We start from the raw sequence: 22473 nt of genomic DNA on the forward strand, positions 1-22473 counted from the left end.
GCTCAACACGCACGACGCGACACGAAAACTCGGCTACCTAGGAAACTCACGCTAGCGGGACCGGCACCGAGGAGCAGTGTCCCGGTGAGGGCGGTGAGCACGCCGGCGGCACGGGGAAGGCGTTTCGGGGTATGTAGGGGCATGGTCAGTACTTTCCGGTGGGGGCGGGGCAGCGGCCGGTGTATTTGGTGAGTCCGATTCCGCGGTGCGCTTTCTTGCTGCGACCGACGGGACCGTTTGCAGGTTCGCGGACCAGGTACCGGTGGTGTCGAGTCCGGGCATGTGTTCGCTCCGGGGTGGCTGTAGCGGGTTTCGCCGTCCACGGTGAGGATGCCGTCGTGCACGTCGATGTGGGCGATGGTGGCCCAGTAGGAGTCCTGTCCGTTGCCGACGTAGACGAGGATTTCGTCGGCGTCGTCGCCGGGGAGCCCGCCGGGTGCTGCGCGCCCGTAGCGGATGGCGACGCGGGGGGAGGCCGAAGGTGTCGATCGCGCCGGCTCCGTTGTCGACGCTTTGGTAGACGTTGACCAGGAGGTCTCCGTTCTCGGTGGGCAGGACGCGGACCTGTTCGACGGCGGGCCGGTTGCCGTTGCCGGGGCCTTCGCTGTCGCCGTAGTGGTGGATGAACGGCCACGTGTCGAGGCTGCCGCGGTGGCGGGGTTCGCCGCTGATGACGACGAACTTGTTGGCGTTGAGACCCCCGCACCGAACAGTGGAAGGAGCGATACCGCCGATTCGTCGAGTCCATCCCTTCTCGCGGAGACAGACGGACTACGCGGAACTGGAGAAGGATACGAGAAGTGAAGCACCGATACAGATCCCGCATGCGCTGATCGCGAAAAGCAAAGGTATCGACGCCGGGCGCGTGCATTGTGGATCTGCGCGAGAGTGATGTGCGCGTTGCGCCATTCCGGCGCAGAGTGCGCCGAGTAGAACACCGCTCAGAGTGAAGGTGATGGCTCTCGCGGTCGAATGGTCGACAGACCAGGCGCGGCAGCAGAGGAGGGTGAGGCTGGCTGCGGTCAGGGTTGTCCGTCGCCACGCCAGCACCGTGCGCTCGGGCTGCAGGCCGGGGTCGCGTTGGGGTGTTGCCGTCATAGGGCCACGACACATGTGCAGGCGATCGCAATGATGCACACCCCTGTGACGGTCACGCGAACGATCATCGGCGACGGCAAAGGTTTGTCGCGTCTCATGGCCGCCTGCACCTGTCGCCAGCGATGGAAGGCGCCCAAGGACAGTGTCGTAGCCACGGTGACGCAAGCGGCGGCGAGGGCGGTGTGCCCGAGGCTGTCTGTCTCGGTGGCGAAGAGTTCGCCGACTGCCACACCGGCGGCGAGAAGTGCGAGCGCGGTCCGAATCCATGCGAGAAACGTGCGCTCGTTGGCCAGCGTGAAACGATAGTCAGGCTCTCGATCGGCCACGTCCGGCGGCTCCTCGGACGGGCCTGTGGCGGTTGATGCGCCCCGGCCGCTCAGCGATCTACCCACACTGATCACACCTTTCGTGCTGGATGGTCCCCCAAATTGTGGGGTTGACTAAGCTGTCAGTCAACGCCTAGTTTATGGGTGGTCTGAATCACACAGGTGCCCGTCAGGCGATGAATCACTCCGCGATCGATGACGCGGTCAGGGCTCTGGAACTAGTAGCAGAGGCAGGTTGAATTATGGGTGCAATGGCACTGGATGGTCGTGTGGTCGTCGTGACCGGGGGCGCGCGTGGACAGGGCTGGGAGGAAGCGGGACAGTTGGCCGCGGGAGGGGCCACCGTGGTGGTGACCGACGTACGCGAGCCCGAAGCTGAGCTGCCCGATGGTGTCGTGTACCGGCGACTCGATGTCACGTCGCCTTCCGGCTGGGCGGGTTTGGCAGGGGAGCTGAAGGAGACCTACGGATCGATTTTCGGTCTGGTCAACAATGCGGGAATCGTCGGAGCCCGTGGCCGCGCCGGACGTCTGGAGGATATCTCGCTCGATGACTGGAACAAGCTGATCGAGGTCAACACCACCGGCCCGTTCTTGGGCATTCAGACCCTGGCACCGCTGATGACCAACGGGGGATCGATCGTCAACATCAGCTCGATCGCTGGAGCGGGTGCGCACCTGGCCGCCGGGTACGGCGTGAGCAAATGGGCTCTACGGGGTTTGTCGCGTATCGCGAGCATGGAACTCGGTCCGCGCGGAATTCGCGTCAACAGCATCTTGCCGGGGTATATCCACTCGCCGATGCAGGATCAGACCCCACAGCAGTTCATCGACGCCCATTTGAGTTTGATTCCCCTCGGGCGGGTCGGCTCGGCCCTGGACGTGGCTCCGCTGGTGCTGTTCTTGATGTCAGATGTGTCCTCGTGGATCTCGGGTGTCGACATTCCGGTCGACGGCGGAGCTCTGGGTCATCTCGGTCTGCGCATCATCTCCGATGCCATGACCGCCGCAACCAACGGCGCCTGAGTAGTCACCGGCGCATACGAGTGATCACATTCTCGGGCTGCTCGCACCGGGCGATTCGATTCTCAGCCCGCATCGCCGAGCCGGCCGTCGACCCCATTCGACTCGAAAACTAGGAAGACTGCCTTGACTGCACGTTCTCGCTCTACCCTCGTCGTCGACGATTTCAGATATCCCGGCGATATCGGGCGGACCGACGTCGACGCGGCCGCGACCACGGCTGCGCTACGTCAGTTCTCTCTGCACCGGTTGCTGGCGTATGGAGTCGAAGCTGGAGACGCCCTGCGCCTGATGGACCTGGTAGCCGAGGGGAAATCGTGGCGGGGATCGGCTCTGGCGCTGGCTGATCAACTCCTGGTCCGCGCAGACGATGCGGATTTGCCACGCACCGTCCGGTCTCAGGCGGATCTGTTCGCTCGCGCATCGGCGTTGCAACGGATCAGCCAGGTCATGGACCTCGGCAACACCGCCGACCGGCGGGCGACGTACCTGGCTGCCGCCGCCAACTTCGCCACAGCGCGAGCACACGATCGCCGGTACGAGCACGTGGTCATCGACACCGTCGGCGGCCCGGTCGCCGCATGGGTGATCACGCCGGAAACCGAAGGGCCACATCCGGTTGTTCTCGTGCACGGCGGAGTCGACGGCTGGTCCATGGATTGGGAGGGCACCGCGCTGCCACTGGTCGAGGAGGGGTTCGTCGCCGTTGTCCTCGACGGCCCCGGACAGGGTGAGACTCGATTCGTCCACCGGCATTACCTGACGCCGCACTGGCTGGCGTCCTACGAACAGATCTGCGATTACCTGGTGCATCGCGCCGCCGGCATGCCCGTCGCCGCGGTCGGCAACAGCATGGCCGGCGCCCTGGTCGTGCTGATTGCGTCCCGCTATCCCATCTTCTCCGCAGTGTGCAGCAACGGTCCGGTGATCTCGATGGCATCAACGTTGGTGCGCCGCAGCTACGCCCGCAAACTCGGCACCTTCTGCGGAGAAGCCCCCACCGACGAGCAGGTCCGCGCGGTGTTCGAGTCGATGGAGCTGTCCGCGGACCGGATCGAGTTGACGTGCCCGTTCCTGCTCCTGCAAGGCGATTCCGACCCGATGGTGTCCCTCGAAGACGGCGAACGACTGCTCGACCAGGTTCCCTCACCCGACAAACACATGGCGTTGTTCGAACGCGGCGAACACGTCATCAACCGCTATCCCGCCGACAAACACCATGTGACACGCACCTGGCTGCGCAACCGGATCGACCGTGCACCACGGCCGTCCGAATAGACAACCTCCTCACCCCTGACTGGAGAACCCACACCCATGACGACCACACCCACCGTGACACGCGACGAACTCACCGCCATCCTGCGTGAAGGCGAAGTCCCCACCCAACTACTCACCCTGTGCGAGCTCACCCAGGACCGGTCCTACGCGCAGCGGTGGTCGTCCTACATCACCGGTGCGTCACCGTGGGACCACACCTTCCCCGACCACATTGCCGGCGAACTCAGAGAACACCTGGCCGATGCCATTCTCACCAGCGACCTCCACGCGAACCCCGACTTGTCCGTGATCGACGCGCTGCTCGACCACGCCGCAGGATCACCGCTGCCCCCCGCCGAACACGCATTGCTCTACAAGGAGATGGGACTGACCGACACGGGCGAGGTGCACTGGACCACCGGGCGACCGGATGCCGCAGACTCGTTCCACGTGCTCATCATCGGTGCCGGACTGTCCGGTATCGCGGCAGCACGACACTTGAAACGGCTCGGTATCGACTTCGAAGTTGTCGAGAAGAGCGACAATTGCGGTGGCACCTGGCATCACAACACCTATCCCGGATGCGGTGTCGACATCGCGAGCCACTACTTCTCCTACTCGTTCGCCCGCAAGCCCGACTGGGATCGCTACTACGCCAAACAACCCGAGATTCTGGCGTACATCCGTGACTGCGTTGCGACCGAGGGGCTCTCCGATTCCATCAGCTACAACACCGAAGTCCTCTCCGCCACCTGGCACGAACACGATCAGACATGGCTGGTGGCGACCCGCACCGCCGACGGCGACGCCCGCAACATCCGCGCCAACATCGTGATCAGCGCAGCCGGTCTTCTCCATCGCCCCAGCATCCCGGACCTGCCCGGGCTCACCGACTTCGAAGGTCCGGCCTTCCACGCCGCCGAGTGGGATCACTCGGTCTCGGTCGAAGGCAAGCGTGTCGCCCTGATCGGCACCGGCGCCAGCGGAAATCAGATCGGTCCCGCCCTGGCACCCATCGTCGACCACCTGACCGTATTCCAGCGCAGTGCCCAGTGGAACGTCGGTGTCGAGAACTACAGTGACACCGTCACCGACGGCGAGAAGTGGCTGCTGGCCCATGTCCCGGCCTACGCACGTTGGTTCCGCGCCCGCACCCTGCTCTCACAGAACGATGTCATGCGCCCCGCCCAGACAGTGGATCCTAACTGGCATGGCGACGACGGCTCGATCAGCGCGGAGAACGCGAGAATGCGCGAGGTGCTCACCCAATACATCGTCGATGAACTGGGGGACCGACACGACCTGTTGCCCCAGGTGCTGCCCGACTACCCGCCGTTCACCAAGCGGATGTTGCGCGACAACGGGTGGTACCGGATGCTGCGCCGGGAAAATGTGGAGTTGGTCTGTTCACGTACCCCGTGTTTCGAGGCCGACGCGATCATCGACGACGCCGGGAACCGGCATCCCATCGATGTCGCGGTATTCGCCACCGGGTTCGAGGCATCCAAGATGCTGGCGTCGTACTCCGTCTACGGGCGCCAAGGAACCTCGATCCGCGACGTCTGGGGAGACGATGATCCGCGTGCCTATCTCGGCATCACGGTGCCCGGGTTCCCGAACTTCTTCATCATGTACGGGCCCAACACCAACATCGGTACCGGGGGGAGCATTTTCGCCCAGGCTGAGAACTGGTCCCGGTACATCGCCGATCTGGTCAAGACCATGATCGAACGCAATGTTGCCGCCGCCGACGTCAGCGACGACGCCTGCACCAGGTACAACGAACAACTCGATGCCCGGCTCGCCCAGATGGTGTGGTCGGTCTCCCCGGCAGGGACCTGGTACCGCAACCGGGCCGGCCGGGTGACCACCAACATGCCGTGGACGTCATTCGAGTATTGGGCCATGACCCAAGAGGTGGACCTCGACGACTATGTCCTCGACGCCCCGAACACCACATCACCGTCCGAATCGACGCTGGCTCGGTAACGAGTACCCTGAACCGAAGGTTAATGTCATGTCTGTCAACGTTGGAGCGCACATCCCTACCGCGCCCGTACTCGAACGGTCCACCGCCCGAGCCTGGGCCGTGACGTTCATGCTCGTGGTGCTGGCGCTGGTGAACTGGGCCGACAAGGCGGTTCTGGGGCTCGTCGCAGTGCCGCTCATGGACGACCTCGATGTGAGCCCGAGTCAGTACGGGCTCCTCGCCAGCTCGATCTATTTCCTGTTCTCGCTCTCCGCTGTCGGTGCGGGCTTCCTCGCCAACAGACGGAGCGTGAAGTGGCTGCTGGTCATCATGGTGGCCCTGTGGTCGATCAGCCAATTCTCGATCTGGCTTGCCCCTGCATTCGGCGTCATCCTGCTCTCCCGGATCTTGCTGGGACTGGGCGAAGGCCCCTCCGCTGGATTGTCGTTTCACGCTGCCGGCCAATGGTTTCGTGACAACGAACGCAACATTCCCATCGCGCTGCAGAATGTCGGCGCCTTCGGTGGCATCGCCATAGCCGCGCCGGGACTGACGTGGGTGATCAGCAACCACGACTGGCACTGGGCGTTCTTCGTCGTCGGCGTGGCAGGTCTGATCTGGATGGCGGTGTGGTACTTCGTCGGCAAAGACGGACCCTACAGCGGCGGGAGCAAAGCCGCATCCACGAGCGGCTCGATATTCGACGGCGACGGACGAGTCCCGTACCGGAAGATACTGCTCAGCCGAACCTACATCGGCACCGTATGCGTGGGTCTTGCCGCATACTGGGCTCTGGCGATTGTCTCGGCCTGGCTCCCGGCTTTCCTACGAAAAGCACAGGGCTACACAGCGCAGGGCGCGTCGACCATCGTGATGGCAGTCTCGTTAACCGCAATCTTCTTCCTGATCACCCTGGCCCTCGCCACTCAAACCATGATGAAACGCGGCGTCAGCACACGAGTGGCCCGCGGCGTCGTGGCCGCTGGCAGTGTCACGCTCGCCGGAGCATTCATCATCGCCAGCGCGTTGATACCACCCGGGGCACTCCAAACCATCGCCCTGTGTATCGGGTTCGGACTCGGCCTGGTCACCTTCACCACCGGTGCCACACTGATCTCTGAATTCGTGCCCGTACTCCAACGCGGCGCCGCTCTCGGGATCTACGTCGCGATCATCACCCTCAGCGGCGTCGTCTGCCCGACAGTCTTCGGCGCGATCGTCGGTTCCGCCTCCGGCGGAGACGGCTACCTCGAAGCGTTCGTCGTATCGGGTGTGCTGGTCCTCGCCGGCGGCATCGCTGGCCTCTTCCTCATCAATCCGGCACGTGAAGCCGCCCGGATCTCACTGATGTTCGAGCACACCGCCACCTAACCGATCGGTGCACCGCGGCACCGATGAAGGAGCTGGGACAACTTCCTATCGTTCCGATATGAAATGTCCCAGCTCCTTCATCTGCTCCTCACTCAATTCCATTCCGCGAGCCAAGGTTTCCTTGAAGAACATCCAGCCGAAGTTCGTACAGACCTCGCGCACGATATGGGCTTTTGCCTCGAACTCGCTCAATTCCGGATGGTGCGCAAGAATCTGGTCCAACTCGTGGTTCATCACCGGATACGTCCAACCCAAGGAGGTGTACGAGGCCCCGCCATCCGCGGAGAAATTCGCCGCCGCCCGCCACCACAGCTCATGGCCCTCGAACGGCAACCGGGGCAGCGGGATACTCCGATCGACCGTGGCGTCTCGATGAGCAATGTACTCATCGGTCAGCTGCTGCATCGCCTCCTTGAACAGAGCATCCTTGGACTCGAAGTAGTGGTAGATGAGCCCGTAGTGAATGCCCGCTTCTTTCGCGATCTGCTTTCCGGTAATGCCGCTCGGAGGGCGTTGGGCCAGCAGTCTCTGAGCTCCTCGCACAAGCTCGGTCCGCGAATCGGAGTCGCTCTTGACCGCCTCCGCGGCCGCCGCCTTCTTCGAACCAGTCACGTTCCGATCCTATGCGTTGTTCGGCGGCCGACTCCTCGGCGTCCTGCCCGGCCTGCTGAACAGGATGCCGAGCCGCAGCGTAGACCTACCGGGGGAAGGCTCAGGGGTAATTTCACAAGGACCACAATACGCCAGATCGGGCCTATTGTGACCCGGTTGGGTGTATTCTCACGAAGTGACCGTCCGCGGATTGTCGATCGCAGAGTTTGCTGCTCGTGTCGATCGTTCGGTGAACACGATCAAGAGCTACCGCGCCAAAGGGATGCTCCCGCCCGCCGATGTACGGATCGGAACCATGGACGGCTGGTTTCCCGAGACGATCGACAACTGGGCGGCCAACCGTCCAGGACGGGGAAACAAGTACTACAACCGCTTACCGGAGCGCTGAGCAGCAGATCGCGTCGCGGCAGTACGAACCTTGGCAGAGGTGGAGCGTGCAGCCGCGATTGTGCGCGCTCGCCGCTATCGGAGAAATCCCCACGACCCGCGCCCCATGCCTGACCTCGGACCGGCGGCCGTCAGTGTCTCAATAGCGTTGGGGGCAGGCGTTTGTCTTACCCAACTGCTCTGAACAGGTTCGCGACCGACCGGCCGGCGACTCGAAGTACCTGGGCCGGTCGCACCGCATCCCACGTGCCAGAACCTGATCGGTGCGAAACGGAAGGAGAAATGACGTGGTCGTGGAACAGTTGTTCCTGGGAGCAGTAGTCGTCGCAGTTGCGGCGGCGATCGGGGGAGTGTCGGGATTCGGGTTCGCGTTGGTCTCCACCCCGCTCTTCCTGCTGATCGGCCTGCCCCTACCCACGGTGGTGGCGATCAACTTGGCTTTCGGCATGTCGACCCGACTGACCGTTGCCATTCAGTTGTGGCGGGAGATCGACTACCGCCGTGTACTGACTCTTCTCGTCGGCACTGTGCCAGGGATAGCTCTCGGGTGGCTCCTTCTCGAACACGTGGATATGGCCATCCTCAAGAAGGGGGTGGGAGTCGCCGTTCTCGTGGCAGCACTCGTGTTGGCGACGTCGCGGCCCACTGGCCGACGGTTCGGGGGTGCCGCAGCATCCGGGGTCGGCGCCGTAGCCGGTGTGCTGGGCATCGTCGCATCGCTGAACGGAGTGCCCCCTGCGGTCATGTACGCCCGTGAAGGGCGCAGCGCGACCTCGACACTCGCTGACCTGGCCGGATTCCTGGTGTCCTCCAGCATCCTGTCGGCTGTGGTGGTCGTGATGAGCGCACCCCGCGACACCGGGACCATTCTGATCGGAGTCGCCTGTTGGCTACCGGTCGCGTTGGCTGTAACAGCCATCAGTACCCGCTTCGCACGGCGGCTGCCGGCAGACACCTTCCGCAAGGGAGTGATCCTGCTGATCGCTGCAGGAGGTCTGTCCGTGCTGCTCTCGACTTGATCCCGGCCCTCAAACGCCCCACACGGGTCCTCCTCCACGCCGCACAGGTCCTCCACAACTCGGCCGAGCGCAGGCGAAGTGACGGTTCCACACTCGCCCTGATGTGAGCCATCAGCCCACACCCGATAGCAGGCAAACCACCGCCAAACTTCTCTAGATGTCACCGTGCACCGCCGTAGCATCGGGAGACCGACTCTCTCGACGCCGTCCGGATCGCCCGGTCGGTGCTCGCGGTCGACAGCTCCGGCCGTCCATGGTTGTCGTGGGGGCCGCGCCACGGGACATGATCGCCGGCGGTCGGGTAGGACGTCACCATGCGAACTTCGAATCTCAGTCATCACGAGGGATCGGGGGCAAGCTCCGAGTACTTCCACGAAGGCGTCGAGCGCTGATCACCCACGTCGGACCGAGTTTTCGAATGAAAACCTAGGCGAAGTCGTGGCTCGGCAATTTCAGGATCTCGCTACAGGTGTGCTGGAGGTGAGAGCGCATCAACGACTCTGCCCGGTCGCTGTCGCCCGACAGAATCGCAGCTGCGATTTCCTCGTGCTCGGCCATTGAATAGTCGAATTGGGCCTGGGCTGACCGGAACTGGAGACGAAATGTTTGAGTTTCCAACCGATCGGTCAGTTCGATCAACCGTGGGTTTTCGGTGAGTTCGACAATCACTCGGTGAAACCGAAAGTTCTCGTCCAGGTATCGGGGCTGGTCGTATTGCGCTGCGACTTCGCGCGCAGTGGTCACCGCAGCCTCGAGACGTTCTCGGTGTCCTGGTAGGTCGATGTTGCTTGCCGCCAATCGCGCGCTCATCCCCTCCAGCGCTTCTCGGACCTGGTAGAAGTGCGCAACATCTTCTCGTGTGAGGCGGCGGATGGAGGCGCCACGGTGCGGCTCGAGCTTGACGAGACCGTCGCTGCCGAGCTGCGCCAACGCTTCCCGAAGGGCGTTGCGCCCGACTCCTAATTCTCGGGTGAGGTCGGGTTCGATCAACCGCTGGCCCGGTACGAACCGGCCGGACCGGATGCCCTCGCGGATGGCATGAACAGCCCGCTGCACGGCGGTTCCGGGCTGGACCGTCTCGATCGCCATTCAGACCTCCCAGTTGTCAGCCATTCACCGCTGCGCCGGTCGGCGCAGCGAAACGCTTGTTGCTGACATCCAACCATCGTCGCAAGCGCCGTCACGAAATCGGCCTAGTTGACAACCTACCAAATCATCCCTAGATTTCGTAGGACGATAGATGAGTCCCAGATCACAGGACGGTGGTCTCTGGCTCCGCACTACAAGAGCCAGTGCCCCTCCGGCGAAGTTTTCCCGGGGGTCGGACTGCGACTAATCACAGGAGTGTCATGAGCAGGTTTGAAGAGGGCGCGTCTGCGCTGGTCACCGGAGCAGCGGGGGGGATCGGTCGAGCAATTGCGCGCCGGTTGGCCGCCGAGAATGTCGCGATGACCCTGACGGACGTGGATCCGGCGGGCTTGGCCGCGGTCGCCACTGAGGTCGCCGAACTCGGAGGGAAAGTGGTCACCGAGCCGGGCGACGTGACCGATGCAGGGTTTAGGAAGCAGATTGTCGCTAGGGCAGTCGGCGAGTTCGGCCGACTCGACACCCTTATCAACAACGCGGGAATCATGGTTGGCGGTACCCCCGAATCCATCACGGAGGCTTCGTGGGATCACATCTATGGAATCAACGCACGCGCGCCCTTCTTTCTCGTCCAGGAGGCACTGCCGCACCTGATCGAAACCAAGGGCTCGATCGTCAATCAGTCTTCGGTACTCGGATTGCTGGGTATGCCGTCCGGCGCTAGCTACGTCTCATCCAAGGCCGCTGTGGTCGGGTTGACCTGGGCACTGGCGGCGGACCTCGCACCCCACGGCGTGCGCGTCAATGTCGTCTGCCCGGGCACCATCGACACCTCCATGCCGTGGACCTACGTGAACGCAGCGTTGGGGTCCGGCCGGCAGGAAGAGGCAGAGGCGTTGCTGGTCGCGCGGCAGCTGATCAAGCGACTGGGCACTCCAGACGAAGTGGCAGCGGTGGTCGTGTTCCTGGCCTCTTCCGACGCGTCCTTCATGACAGGCGCAGCAGTGCCGGTCGACGGCGGTTGGAGCGCATCGTGACAAACATCCACACGAATGGGAAGTCTGCAGTGAGCACGGAAGATCAAACAAAAGCGTCTACCGACGCACCCCTGCTGAACAGCGAGAACGCATTCAAGCTCGCAGTCTTTGGCGCCAATGTCAGCGGAGGCTGCGCGGTCACCTCCGCCGAGGGAACCATCGCGGTCGATTGGTCCGAAACAAGACGCATTGCGCAAGCGGCTGACGCGGCCGGCCTCGACGCCATGGTCCCTGTGGCACGGTGGAAGGGGCCAGGCGGAGCCGTCAATTTCAACGACCGCTCGTTCGAGACCTTCACCTGGGCGGCCGCGGTGGCTGCTGTCACCGAACGGCTCCAAGTGCTCGCAACAATCCACGTGCCAACAGCTCATCCGCTCCGTATTGCAAAGGAAATCGCGACGGTTGACCACATCAGCGGAGGACGCTTCGGCCTGAACATCGTGGCGGGCTGGAACGAACCCGAATTCGCGATGTTCGGAGTTCCCCAGCTTCCGCATGACGAGCGATATGCTGTTGCCGCGGAGTGGGTTTCGATCATCAAGCGTTTGTGGAATGAGGATACCTTCGACTATGAGGGCAAGTACTTTCGCGGAAAGGGCGTGCACTCCTCCCCACGCCCCGTGCAGTCCCCCGGCCCGCTGATCATGAGTGCGGGTGCCAGTGGCGCAGGTCTAGCCTTCGCCGCCGAGCACGCGAACATCAACTTCATCATGGCCGAAGACATTGCTGCCCATGCCGCAAAGGCCGAAGTGGCACGGAGAACCGCTCGCGACGAATACAACCGCGAGATCGCCGTAATGGGAATGGGTTACGTCGTCTGTGCCGACACCGAGAAGGAAGCCAAAGCCTACTTCGACTACTACGTCAACCAGAAAGGTGATTGGGAGGGCGCCGCGAAAATGATGGGTGTCGCCGCCACAAATGTCGAGGCGATGGATATGAGCACGAAATCCGCGCTGACGAGCATGGTCGCTGGATATGCCGCCCAGCCTCTGGTTGGGACCCCCGAGCAGATTGCCGACGGAATCCTGAGAATGTCCCGTGCGGGTCTGAATGGTTGCACCCTGAGTTGGGTCAACTACGAGGAAGGTATCGCTCAGTACCGGGAGCAGATTCTGCCCCTCCTCATTCAGGCGGGACTCCGGTCAGAAATCGTGACCACTGCCGATGCCGACCTCACCACCGAAAGAGTGGCACTGTGACGACCGTGAATATCTCTTTCTTCAGGCCCTCGCAGCGACTTCGCGTCCTTCTGTCCTGCGATCAGATCTTCACTTCAAGCGCATAGAACCCCGGAGTCTCCCGTGAATACCTCGACCGACACGACAGCCACCCAGCTCAAGGATGTTATGGCAGGAGTGTGCACACCCGTCGCTGTCGTAACCGCCATGGATGGTGCGCGACCTCATGGCACCACAGTCAGCGCTTTTGCGTCACTGTCGATGACGCCGCCCATGGTCCTTGTCTGTCTCGAGCGTGGGTCCGAGTTACTACGGATCATTCGAGAGAGCGAACAGTTCGGAATGAACATCCTCGGTAGCGCGCACTCAGATCTGGCAACGACATTCGCGCGCAAAGGTCTCGACAAATTCGACAGCGTGGACTGGGATCTTCGGAGCGGTGTACCGAAACTAGTCGGTACAAGTGGGTGGCTGGCGTGTGTGGTCTCGCAGTTGGTCGACGGCGGTGATCACGTGATCGCGTTCGGTCGAGTGAAAGAGGCGACGGCGGCCGACATCCAGCCCCTCACGTATCACAAGCGCAAGTTCGGCACTCACGCACCGCTCGAGTCGGTCCGATGAACGCCTCGCCATCGGTGTTGGTTCAGCACGCCATCGCAGCCCTATCGGCGGGCGGCATGATTATCGTCGTCGATGATGCCGACCGCGAGAATGAAGGCGACCTGGTTATGGCCGCGGAGTTTCTCACGCCCGCGCAGATGGCCTTCATCGTGCGACATACCACCGGGATAGTCTGCGCGGCGATGAACAGCCAGCGGGCTGATGCTCTACAACTGCCACTCATGGTGTCCGAGAGCACCGACACGCACGGAACTGCCTTCACTATCACTGTCGATCATGCTTGCGTCGGCACAGGCGTCAGCGCCGATGACCGATCATTGACGGTTCGAGCCCTGGCCGACTCCAACAGTGGCCCGGTCGATTTTCACCGGCCGGGGCACGTCTTTCCACTTCGGGCACGGCGGGGCGGCGTCCTGACCCGGCCTGGGCATACCGAAGCCGCCGTCGATCTGACGACCATGGCCGGCCTCAGTGGTGTGGGAGTCATCGCGGAGATCGTCGCCGACGACGGCTCGATGCGCCGCGGAGAAGACCTATGTGAATTTGCCGACGCTCACGGCCTGCCACTGCTGTCAGTCGCCGATCTCATCCGGTATCGTCGGTCAACTGAACGGACCGTAGCGCAGTTGGCCAGCTCGGCAATTCCGACGCAATTAGGCGACTTCCGAGCTCATGCCTACCGGTCCACATTCGACGGCACCGAGCACCTCGCGTTGGTGATGGGGGACGTCGCGAGTGCCGGACAATCCGAGCAAGGTGTTCTCGTACGGGTGCACAGCGAATGCCTGACCGGCGACGTCATGGGGTCCCTTCGCTGTGACTGTGGAACCCAACTCGCACAATCTAAGGCGGACATTGCCGACGAAGGATGCGGAGTCTTGGTGTACCTACGTGGCCATGAGGGCCGTGGCATCGGACTTGTGAACAAGATCCGAGCCTACGGTCTCCAGGACAAAGGTCTGGACACCGTTGACGCAAACACGGCACAAGGTCTGCCTGCCGACGCCCGCACCTACGACGTCGCGGCACAGATTCTCACCGACCTAGGAGTTCGACGGATTCGTCTGATCTCCAACAATCTCGAAAAGTACCGCAGCCTCAACAACTCTGCCGTCCATGTGGTCGAGCGCGTCGTTCATCCGCCGATCGAAACCCAACACAATCAGCGCTACCTCCGCTCGAAGCGTGAACGGATGGGCCATCTTCTCGACGTAGACCAAGCAATCGCATCCACTATGCCGAGCTAGCGTCGGACGCACCCAGCGCACGCCCGGAGGACCTGAAAGACACATATCAAATGCACAAACGCCTCGCCTGCTCAGTGATTGGATGCGCTCGTCGGATCTTTCGGAGTATTGCGGTTGCACGCGTCAATGCGCGTTGGGCAGCCATGATCATGAGCGCACACGACGAATCCTTCGTGCCCCATGACCGCACAGCGCCTCCCTGACCCAGCCCTCGAGTGGGTGGCCCACCGACAGCCATGACTTCTCCAAACACGCTAGTCCTCACCGCGTAAGGCGGGACGTCGTCAGCGAGCATGGTCTCGGTGAACCCGTGGCCGCGGAGCCTGCGCGTGATCTCGGGCGGCGGCGGCGTCGTCGGCCAGCCAGATCGGGCGGGTGGTGTCGACCGGCGGGCGCAGTGTTGGTCGAGTCCGGACAAACCCTGTCTCGCCGCCTCGGATACAAGCCACACCACGGACAGAACGCGACTCCCCGTGCTGCCGGATCGACGAATTAGACAAGGACCGTAACGTATGGCCAGGAACATCATCGACAAGATCTGGGACCGTCACGTGCTGACACAGTCGCCAGACGGCGAGTCCGACCTGCTCTACATCGACTTCCACCTTCTCCATGAGGCGTCGAGCCCGCAGGCTTTCGAAGGGCTCCGCATCGCCGGCAGAACGGTCCGTCGCCCAGACCTGTCATTGGCCACAGAAGACCACGTCGTCTCCACTCGACCGAACCTGCTCGGGTCCGGCGACGACAATCCCGTCGCCCGGGAGATGGTGTCGGCCCTGCGGAAGAACTGTGCCGAATTCGGTATCGCCCTCCACTCGCTGGGATCAGCTGATCAGGGCATCGTGCACGTAGTCGGCCCTCAACTCGGCATCACGCAACCGGGCATGACGATCGTGTGCGGCGACAGCCACACCAGCACGCACGGTGCGTTCGGGGCGTTGGCGTTCGGCATCGGCACCTCGCAGGTAGAGCATGTCCTGGCCTCTCAGACACTGTGGATGACCAGACCGAAGACCATGGCCGTCACGTTCACCGGAAAGCTTCCGCGCGGTACCACAGCGAAGGACCTCGTATTGCACCTGATCGCCGAGATCGGGACCGGCGGCGCCCAAGGATTCGTGATCGAGTATCGCGGCCAACCGATTCGCGAGTTGAGCATGGAGAGTCGAATGACTCTGTGCAACATGTCTATTGAGGCCGGTGCGCGCGCCGGGCTGATTGCGCCGGACCGCACGACCTATGACTATCTGCGCGGTCGTCCCTATGCACCGGTGGGCGACGATTGGACTGAAAGCAAGCACAACTGGGACCAGTTGCTCACCGACGACGACGCCACCTTCGACCGAGAGGTCACTCTCGACGTCGCCGACTTGGAACCGTTTGTGACGTGGGGGATCAACCCAGGGCAGGCGCTGCCGGTCAGCTCGTCGGTTCCCGACCCCGTCGGGGAGCCAGATGCACGCCGGCGTGAACAGATCACCCGCGCACTGGACTACATGGACCTCACTCCCGGCACACCATTGCGCGACGTCGCCGTCGATGCGGTCTTCATCGGCTCGTGCACCAATGGGCGCCTCGATGACCTGAGAGCGGCAGCGGAGATCCTCCAGGGTCGCCAGATCCCCGAGCACGTGACGACGGTAGTCGTCCCCGGATCGGCGGAGGTGAAGCGTCGCGCAGAGTCCGAAGGCCTGGACGTCATCTTCGAGGCGGCCGGCGCGCAGTGGCGCTCTCCTGGCTGTTCGCTGTGCGTGGCAATGAACGACGACTTCCTCGAGCCCGGTACGCGATGCGCCTCGACCTCGAATCGGAACTTCGAAGGCCGACAAGGCAGCGGCGTGCGCACCCACCTTGTCTCTCCGACCACCGCCGCCGCCACCGCGGTGCTCGGCCACCTCGCCTCAGCGAACGACCTGTGACGGAGCCATGCAAAAAGTAACGAGTCACCGCGGAACCGCAATTGCTGTGCCCCAGAGCAACATCGACACCGATCAGATCATCCCCGCACGCCATTGCCTGACCACCAAACGGAGCGGATTCGCCCCGCACCTGTTCTCGAGATGGCGACGGGACCCTGATTTCGCCCTCAACGATCCCCACCGCTCGGAAGCCACCGTGCTGGTCGCAGGTGCGAACTTCGGGACCGGATCCTCACGCGAACATGCTGTGTGGGCGCTGCAAGATTGGGGCTTCGCGGTCGTCATCGCACCCAGCTTCGGAGACATCTTCTACACGAACTGTGGTCGCGCCGGCCTTCTCCCGATTCGCCTCGCACCGGACTCACACGCCCACTTGGTCGACGATGTGCTCAACGATCCCCAGCTACAGATTCAGGTCGATCTGCTCGAATACAGCGTGGACTGGTCGGGACGACGCGAACCCCTCCTCATCGATGCCGATCTGCGCCGCCGATTCATCGAGGGATTGGACGATATCGACCTCACGCTCGCATACGACCAGGTCATCGCCGACTTCGAGAAGAAGCATGCGCGCATCCCCATGACGAGGAAGTAGACACCCATGGCAAATACCAAGGCAATACAGCTACGCAACCTGCTCGCCGACGACCACAGCATTCTCACCGCCCCCGGCATCTATGACGGACTCAGCGCAGCCCTCGCCCAGCGCAGCGGCTTCGAAGTCGGCTACGTCAGCGGTGGCGCAGCCTCGGTGTCGGTCATCGGCCGCCCTGACCTGGGGATCATGACCGGCTCAGAGATGATCGACCACGTCGGCCGCCTCCAGGGCGCGACCGATGTGCCCCTCATCGTCGACATCGACACCGGATACGGCAACGAAATCAACATCCGCCACACCGTCGAACGGCTGGCGCAGCGCGGCGTCGCGGCCGTGCAAATCGAAGATCAAACCTTCCCCAAGCGGTGCGGCCACCTGCACGGCAAAGACGTCGTCAGTCGCGCCGACGCCGTCAGTCGCGTGCACGCGGCGTCCAAAGCCCGAGGCACCGACGAGATGCTGATCATCGCGCGGACCGATGCCATCGCACCTCAAGGCTTGGACGAAGCCATCACCCGAGCGCATCTCTACATCGACGCCGGCGCCGACATCATCTTCGTCGAGGCTCCCGCGTCGCTCGAGGACGTGCGCACCATTGGAGCAGAGGTGCCCGCGCCGTTGATGATCAACGTCATTGCCAGCGGCCGCACCCCAGTGCTGAGCGCGAGCGAGTACGCCGAGCTGGGCTATAGGATCGCGATCTATCCGGCGCTGACAATCACAGCAGCGATGAGAGCAATCGACTACGCGCTCACAGAGTTACGCCTGCACGGTAAACCGCCGGCAGCGGCCAGCCCCAAGGAACTGTTCAGTGCTGTCGGTTTGGACGACTGGCTGAGCTGGGCCGACGCCGAGGTGACCGAACTCGAGCAGGCCCGCGTCTCACCGTTGGCGCAGTGAGACCTCGCAGCATCATCACCTCAATCGAAACGAAACTTCCGCCATGACATTTCCGAGCCCTTTCCCGACGTCGAGATCCCGGACCTGAGTGTCTACGACTTCCTTTTCGGCTCCATCGCCGACCAGGTCGCCCCGCACAAGAAGGTGCGGGCGGTCGAGTTCATCAACCTGATCCCGAAATCAGCCTCCGGCAAGATTCTTCGCAAAGATCTCCGAAGAACCAGCCCCGCCCTGTGATCGACCACGTGCGGAGGAGGCCAACTCCCAGACACCAGCGACGACGACGTCCACCCGCGCTCAGCCTCGCACGGTGCACACCGAGCGAGCGCAAGCCCATCCAACGCGAACAAAGAGCGACCTGAACTGGGCAATCCGGCCCAAGAAAATTGAAAACTCGAAGTCACAAAGCCCGCCGAGATATCGATTTCGCCCTGGTCCGGCAGACGGCGGCACGGCCACGGAGTTCGGCAACCGGGACTACACACGGCCGCGGAAAACCTGGCCTCGAAGTACCACTCAAAAGAGAAAGAGACACGATCATGACGTCACCCAGTTTCACCACCAACACCATCACCCTCCGCGCGGCCAACGCGGCGATCGAAGCCGGTCTGCAGAAGGCACAAGAGCTGGGACTGGCCGTGACCATCGCGGTCACCGACCCGAACGGCGTACTCAAGGCCTATCAACGGATGGAGGGTGCATCGGTGCTGTCCACCGACATCGCAGTTCGCAAGGCACGCACCGCGGCCACCTCCGGATTCAACACCGGAGCACTCTTCGACTTCATCAAGACCGACCCTGCGCTGCTCCACGGCATGACGAACGTTCCGGATTACGCCGTCTTCGGCGGCGGCGAGCAGATCAGCCATCCCGAACTCGGCGTGATCGGCGCGGTCGGCGTCAGCGGGGCCCACTACAGCGAAGATGAGCAGATCGCGCTCGCAGCCGTGGAGTCCGTGCTCACCGCATGAGAGCGACGGGACCGCGGCCGGTGGGCCGATGCCACACCCGGCATCGGTCCACCGGGCCAGGCCCAGTGCATCTCGGCGTGGTCGTCGCCGGCGATATCCTTGAGAGCACGCCATCGAGAGGTGAGTCCATGATTGCATCTGCGCTGGTCGCGCCGTCGGGACCAGCGCACGGGAACCACGAGCCGGTCGGGCAGGTGACATCACTTCAAGAAGGTTAAGGCTTCGAGGCGATGCGCACGTACGCCGGGTCGAACCCCTGGCGGCCCCGCGGGGACGGAAGTTTGGTCACCGTCATCAGCAGTGCGATTGCCGTGCCGCGCGGATCGGCGTCGATATTCTTCCATCGTGCGTGGAGATCGTCGACATCGATCTTCTCCCATCGTGCGCGGAGATCGTCGGCACCGATCGACTTCGCCAGCCGGTCCCATTGTGTCTGGGCGGTGAGGGCGGCGTCGGCCCGGGCGACGTCGTACCTGACTTGCGTGGTTCGTGCTTTCAGCTGGGTTCCGTCGACCGCGCCGGCTGTGAAGATATGTGCCAACGCTTCGAGCCGGTTCTGCCTGGCCCGTTCTCCCTCCGGGACTCGGACATTGACCCCGTCGTCGGACTTGTCGAGGAGGGGCTTCGGGTCCTCCGTGGTGAGTCGGTCGATCACCAGCGTGTTGATATATGCGTCGAGGGTGTCCTGTCGCCTCCATAGGTGGGCTGCCTCTTTGCAGACGTTCCGTGATGATCTTGAGGACGTCATTCTCGCCGTAGCGATTGGGATTGAGGCACTCGTCGGCAAGGAGCCCGATGCACTGACGCACCGTATGGCGCAGCGAGCTGCAATCGCGTTTGCTGATCCGCCGACATTCCGCTGGAGAACACGTACAGCCTGTTGAAGCAGTTCTACGGCATTCGATCCAAGATCGCTCATGGTGACTCGCCGAGGAAATGGACGGTCAAGCTCGGCGATGAGGAGTTCAGCGCGTCCTGGACGGGATGGTATCTACTCCGCAGCCTTCTTCGGAGCTTGTTGTGGGCCGACAAGCCATGGGATGCCACCTCACTGGATGAGCGCATGCTGGAGCGGTTCGAGCGACCCGGCGGATACTCCCCCACCGATCCGGATGAGGTGTGAAAGAGGCACCACATATGACGGGCGGTGAACCCCGTTCTGCTACACCAGGTGTTCTCCACCTCGGTCGGTACGGACCTCGTCGCTTGACATCCAAGATCCAGGGATGTCCCTGGCCGGAGCGATAGGATTACCGGAAATTTGGGCTAGTGGCCGTTCCATATCAGCTCGGTCTTTGAAGTGGCGGAAGATGGCGAGGCTGGCGGCCCAGACAACCACGAAGAGGGCGACCATCGCGAACCCGATGTACTTGAGGTCGAGGCTCCCCACCCATTCGATGGCAGGCACACGCAGCTCATCGGCGGCGAGCTGCAAGAGCACGATGACGCCTATGGAGAAGGCGACGGTCACCGACAGCATCGTGACCGTGAAGTTGTAGTAGATCTTACGCAGGGGCCTCAGGAACGCCCACTTGTAGGCCTGTGCCATGAAGACTCCGTCCAGGGTGTCGAACAGCGTCATGCCTGCTGTGAACAGCACAGGGAAGACTAGGACGGCGTACCACGGGAGGGATACGGCGGCGGTGCCTCCTGCGAGCACGAGCAGGGCGACCTGGGTCGCCGTGTCGAAGCCAAGACCCATGAGCAGGCCGACGGGGTAGAGGTGCCATGGTTTGCTAACCCGTTGTGTCACGCGCTTGAAGATCCGCGCGAGGAAGCCGCGGTTGTGCAGGTGATGCTCAAACTGCTCCTCGTCGAAGGTGCCCGCCTTCGTGTGTCGGTAGATGTGCGCGATGCCGAACAACGTGCTGAGGTTCATCAGGCCGATGATCAGCAGGAAGCAGCCAGCGACGAGTGTGCCGACGACGCCGAGGGTGTGCTGTAGGGCCGACGACTCGTCCTGCACAGGTCCGGCCAGGCATTTGACCCCGATTGCCAACAGCAGTGACAGCGCGAACACGACGGACGAGTGGCCGAGGCTGAACCAGAATCCGGTGCTCATGGTGGGCTTGCCCTCGCCGACGAGCTTGCGCGTGGTGTTGTCGATGGCAGCGATGTGGTCTGCGTCGAACGCGTGACGCGCACCGAGCAGGAAAGCCGTCACCCCGGTACCGACTCCGAACACACCCGCCTCGCCGATCTTGTAGTCGTTCGGCGCGGCCAGGGCAAGGAGGGAGGCCCATCCAAGGAGGTTGAGCAGCAGGACCAACGCCCCCATGCCAAGCACGGCCGATCGCTCTGCCCGGGTCCATCGATATGCCATCAGCATCCTCATCTCGTACTAGAACTTTGCGCGACTGAAGTAGCCCCCTCCGCGTCTTCCCAGTCGAAGCTACGGCGAGTGTTGCTCGGGCTCCTCGACGCACAAGCGGACCCATCGTGCCTGGGCGTGAGCGAGTGCAAGTTCACGGACGATATCTTGTGGGATGCGTATCAAGCGACGGGGGAGGAAGAGGCTGAGCGCAGCAATGAAGGCATGAAGGAATAGGGTTGGCATGTTGCAGTTCCTACGGTGTCTGTAGTGGGGTGGACTATTCATGGATGTCTCAGCTGAGACGGAAGCGACCAGCGGTCGTTGCTGAGCGCTTCGATGCCGTCGGAACTGGCGCTACGAACAAAATGTGAGGACTCTCCGGCACCTTAATATTGCCCACCCTGGACGCTCGACCCATCTAATCGACATCTAATCGGCATGCGCACGATGCCTACGCAAATGTCCTCCGGGGGTCATTTTCTGGCCGCCAAACTCCGCTTCGGGACAGGACGCTCGGCGATCGCTGCAGCGTCTCTACCGGACTGGCTCCGTAGCGGGCGCGGTAGGTCGCCGTGAACCGTCCGTAATGGTTAAAGCCCCAACGCCTTGCAACTGCAGCCGCAGTGGTCTGATCAGGTTCCGATCGTTGTAACTCACTGTGAATCCGGGCCAGCTTGAGCTCGCGCAGGTAGGCCATGGGCGGCATTCCCACGTGTCGGCGGAAACCCTCTTCTAACGCGCGCACGCTCAGCCCCGCTCCTCTCGCGACATCGGTCACCGAGAGGATGTCGGCAGCACGGGTTTCGATGAGCTCGACGGCATTACGGATGACCGCAGGCGGTTCCGCTCGACCTACGTCGGACAGTTGGTCGGAGTAGTTGTGCGGCTGCCCGCGTAATAGCCCGGTCATCACCAGCCCGGCCAGACCGCCGGCCATCACGGGGTCGGACGTCATTCCGTCCGGGCGCTGAAGTTCGGTCCGCAGCAGCTGCAGGGCGCGCAGGAACGAGCCCTCGCGTGCGCCCCCAAGATCCATCCGGAAGTTGAATCGGATCGGTTCTACCGGCGACCTGCCGAGCAGCGAGGCGAGCACGCGCTCCAGGGCCACAGGCTTGAAGCGTGCTGTGACGAGCCGGCAATCCTGGCTCCAGTCCTCGAAGAAGACCGGCTCCTGGAGCGAGGTGATCACGCCGCTGGAGCCCGATACCAGCACAGAATCCCGCTTCGACCCGATCCGCACACGGCCGGCGCCCGCCAGCACGACGATGTAGTACGGGGGCGGTGGGGCATACAACCGAACGTCGGTTCCGAGCTGAATGTAACCGAAATCCAGACCGGGCATGCTGTTGCTCCACAGGCGCATGTCGAACCGGTTCGGCGTACCGGTGATCTGCATCTTGTGCGGGGCATAGGCGTCGGTGATCGCCGTTGCCGCCTCGTCCGGGTCGGTCGTGCGCTGCATCCTGCCGGCTGGTGGCCCCACCTCCGCGAGGACCTCGAGTTCGGCTGGTCCGCTCGGCTCCATTGCCTCGATCCCT

Annotated in this window: 23 protein-coding genes; 16 read left to right on the forward strand and 7 right to left on the reverse strand. The window is 62.9% G+C overall.

Annotated elements, in window-relative coordinates:
* Positions 1 to 456 precede the first annotated feature (456 nt).
* Positions 457 to 804, forward strand: coding sequence for a hypothetical protein (locus P3H15_RS43480; RefSeq protein WP_276142994.1), 348 nt, complete (start codon positions 457 to 459; stop codon positions 802 to 804).
* On the opposite strand, the gene P3H15_RS43485 is transcribed toward P3H15_RS43480, so the two are convergent.
* Together P3H15_RS43485 and P3H15_RS43490 are read right to left on the reverse strand one after the other, a co-directional pair.
* A complete protein-coding gene (locus tag P3H15_RS43485; protein WP_346348845.1) occupies positions 772 to 1113 on the reverse strand; it encodes a DUF202 domain-containing protein in 342 nt (113 codons plus the stop codon). The genes P3H15_RS43480 and P3H15_RS43485 overlap by 33 nt on opposite strands.
* The gene (locus tag P3H15_RS43490) at positions 1095 to 1424 is read right to left on the reverse strand and encodes a YidH family protein (RefSeq protein WP_276142961.1); all 330 of its coding nucleotides are present in this window, start codon (positions 1422 to 1424) and stop codon (positions 1095 to 1097) included. The genes P3H15_RS43485 and P3H15_RS43490 overlap by 19 nt, the downstream gene beginning before the upstream one ends.
* A gap of 269 nt (positions 1425 to 1693) precedes the next feature.
* Between P3H15_RS43490 and P3H15_RS43495 the strand changes: the two genes are divergently transcribed.
* The 4 genes from P3H15_RS43495 (at position 1694) to P3H15_RS43510 (ending at position 7043) form a co-directional block, all read left to right on the forward strand.
* Complete coding sequence (locus P3H15_RS43495; protein WP_276142962.1) at positions 1694 to 2449, forward strand: SDR family NAD(P)-dependent oxidoreductase; 756 nt, start codon at positions 1694 to 1696, stop codon at positions 2447 to 2449.
* Positions 2450 to 2572: 123 nt separating this feature from the next.
* Positions 2573 to 3724 (forward strand): S9 family peptidase, encoded by a 1152-nt coding sequence (locus tag P3H15_RS43500; RefSeq protein WP_276142963.1) that lies wholly within the window; start codon positions 2573 to 2575, stop codon positions 3722 to 3724.
* Positions 3725 to 3760: 36 nt separating this feature from the next.
* Positions 3761 to 5692, forward strand: coding sequence for an NAD(P)/FAD-dependent oxidoreductase (locus tag P3H15_RS43505; RefSeq protein WP_276142964.1), 1932 nt, complete (start codon positions 3761 to 3763; stop codon positions 5690 to 5692).
* Positions 5693 to 5720: 28 nt separating this feature from the next.
* The gene (locus tag P3H15_RS43510) at positions 5721 to 7043 is read left to right on the forward strand and encodes an MFS transporter (RefSeq protein ID WP_276142965.1); all 1323 of its coding nucleotides are present in this window, start codon (positions 5721 to 5723) and stop codon (positions 7041 to 7043) included.
* A 45-nt stretch (positions 7044 to 7088) separates the two neighbouring features.
* On the opposite strand, the gene P3H15_RS43515 is transcribed toward P3H15_RS43510, so the two are convergent.
* Positions 7089 to 7655: a TetR/AcrR family transcriptional regulator gene (locus P3H15_RS43515; protein WP_276142966.1), complete on the reverse strand. Its 567-nt coding sequence runs from the start codon at positions 7653 to 7655 to the stop codon at positions 7089 to 7091.
* Positions 7656 to 7830: 175 nt separating this feature from the next.
* On the opposite strand from P3H15_RS43515, the gene P3H15_RS43520 reads away from it, so the two are divergent.
* Positions 7831 to 8043 carry a hypothetical protein gene (locus tag P3H15_RS43520; protein WP_065493477.1) on the forward strand — a complete coding sequence of 71 codons (213 nt, stop codon included), beginning with the start codon at positions 7831 to 7833 and terminating at the stop codon, positions 8041 to 8043.
* A 286-nt stretch (positions 8044 to 8329) separates the two neighbouring features.
* Positions 8330 to 9061 carry a sulfite exporter TauE/SafE family protein gene (locus tag P3H15_RS43525; RefSeq protein ID WP_276142967.1) on the forward strand — a complete coding sequence of 244 codons (732 nt, stop codon included), beginning with the start codon at positions 8330 to 8332 and terminating at the stop codon, positions 9059 to 9061.
* Positions 9062 to 9487: 426 nt separating this feature from the next.
* Here the strand turns inward: P3H15_RS43525 and P3H15_RS43530 are convergent, their stop codons facing one another.
* A complete protein-coding gene (locus P3H15_RS43530) occupies positions 9488 to 10150 on the reverse strand; it encodes a GntR family transcriptional regulator (protein WP_061696893.1) in 663 nt (220 codons plus the stop codon).
* A 260-nt stretch (positions 10151 to 10410) separates the two neighbouring features.
* Here P3H15_RS43530 and P3H15_RS43535 point away from each other — a divergent pair, with 260 nt between their 5' ends.
* From P3H15_RS43535 to P3H15_RS43570, 8 genes are all read left to right on the forward strand, one after another.
* Positions 10411 to 11184 carry an SDR family NAD(P)-dependent oxidoreductase gene (locus P3H15_RS43535; protein WP_276142968.1) on the forward strand — a complete coding sequence of 258 codons (774 nt, stop codon included), beginning with the start codon at positions 10411 to 10413 and terminating at the stop codon, positions 11182 to 11184.
* 29 nt (positions 11185 to 11213) lie between these two features.
* The gene (locus P3H15_RS43540; protein WP_276142969.1) at positions 11214 to 12386 is read left to right on the forward strand and encodes an LLM class flavin-dependent oxidoreductase; all 1173 of its coding nucleotides are present in this window, start codon (positions 11214 to 11216) and stop codon (positions 12384 to 12386) included.
* 147 nt (positions 12387 to 12533) lie between these two features.
* Positions 12534 to 12986, forward strand: coding sequence for a flavin reductase family protein (locus tag P3H15_RS43545; RefSeq protein WP_276142993.1), 453 nt, complete (start codon positions 12534 to 12536; stop codon positions 12984 to 12986).
* Complete coding sequence (locus P3H15_RS43550; protein WP_276142970.1) at positions 12983 to 14233, forward strand: bifunctional 3,4-dihydroxy-2-butanone-4-phosphate synthase/GTP cyclohydrolase II; 1251 nt, start codon at positions 12983 to 12985, stop codon at positions 14231 to 14233. Before P3H15_RS43545 ends, P3H15_RS43550 begins: the two co-directional genes overlap by 4 nt.
* A 512-nt stretch (positions 14234 to 14745) precedes the next feature.
* Positions 14746 to 16152 carry a 3-isopropylmalate dehydratase large subunit gene (gene leuC / locus P3H15_RS43555; RefSeq protein WP_276142971.1) on the forward strand — a complete coding sequence of 469 codons (1407 nt, stop codon included), beginning with the start codon at positions 14746 to 14748 and terminating at the stop codon, positions 16150 to 16152.
* Positions 16153 to 16159: 7 nt separating this feature from the next.
* Entirely contained in the window at positions 16160 to 16747 is a 588-nt protein-coding gene (gene leuD, locus P3H15_RS43560; protein WP_276142972.1) for a 3-isopropylmalate dehydratase small subunit, read from the forward strand.
* 6 nt (positions 16748 to 16753) lie between these two features.
* Positions 16754 to 17650: an oxaloacetate decarboxylase gene (locus tag P3H15_RS43565; RefSeq protein WP_276142973.1), complete on the forward strand. Its 897-nt coding sequence runs from the start codon at positions 16754 to 16756 to the stop codon at positions 17648 to 17650.
* Between the two features lie 539 nt (positions 17651 to 18189).
* Complete coding sequence (locus P3H15_RS43570) at positions 18190 to 18621, forward strand: heme-binding protein (RefSeq protein WP_061042676.1); 432 nt, start codon at positions 18190 to 18192, stop codon at positions 18619 to 18621.
* A gap of 214 nt (positions 18622 to 18835) precedes the next feature.
* Here P3H15_RS43570 and P3H15_RS43575 read toward each other — a convergent pair whose 3' ends face one another.
* Entirely contained in the window at positions 18836 to 19276 is a 441-nt protein-coding gene (locus P3H15_RS43575; RefSeq protein WP_276142974.1) for a hypothetical protein, read from the reverse strand.
* Between the two features lie 225 nt (positions 19277 to 19501).
* Between P3H15_RS43575 and P3H15_RS43580 the strand changes: the two genes are divergently transcribed.
* Entirely contained in the window at positions 19502 to 19744 is a 243-nt protein-coding gene (locus P3H15_RS43580; RefSeq protein WP_276142975.1) for a hypothetical protein, read from the forward strand.
* Between the two features lie 39 nt (positions 19745 to 19783).
* Here P3H15_RS43580 and P3H15_RS43585 read toward each other — a convergent pair whose 3' ends face one another.
* Positions 19784 to 20950, reverse strand: coding sequence for a HoxN/HupN/NixA family nickel/cobalt transporter (locus P3H15_RS43585; protein WP_276142976.1), 1167 nt, complete (start codon positions 20948 to 20950; stop codon positions 19784 to 19786).
* A 436-nt stretch (positions 20951 to 21386) separates the two neighbouring features.
* Positions 21387 to 22397, reverse strand: a complete 1011-nt coding sequence (locus P3H15_RS43590) for an AraC family transcriptional regulator (protein ID WP_276142977.1) — start codon at positions 22395 to 22397, stop codon at positions 21387 to 21389.
* Positions 22398 to 22473 lie beyond the last annotated feature (76 nt).

This window comes from Rhodococcus sp. T2V (assembly GCF_029269925.1).
GTDB lineage: Bacteria > Actinomycetota > Actinomycetes > Mycobacteriales > Mycobacteriaceae > Rhodococcus_F > Rhodococcus_F koreensis.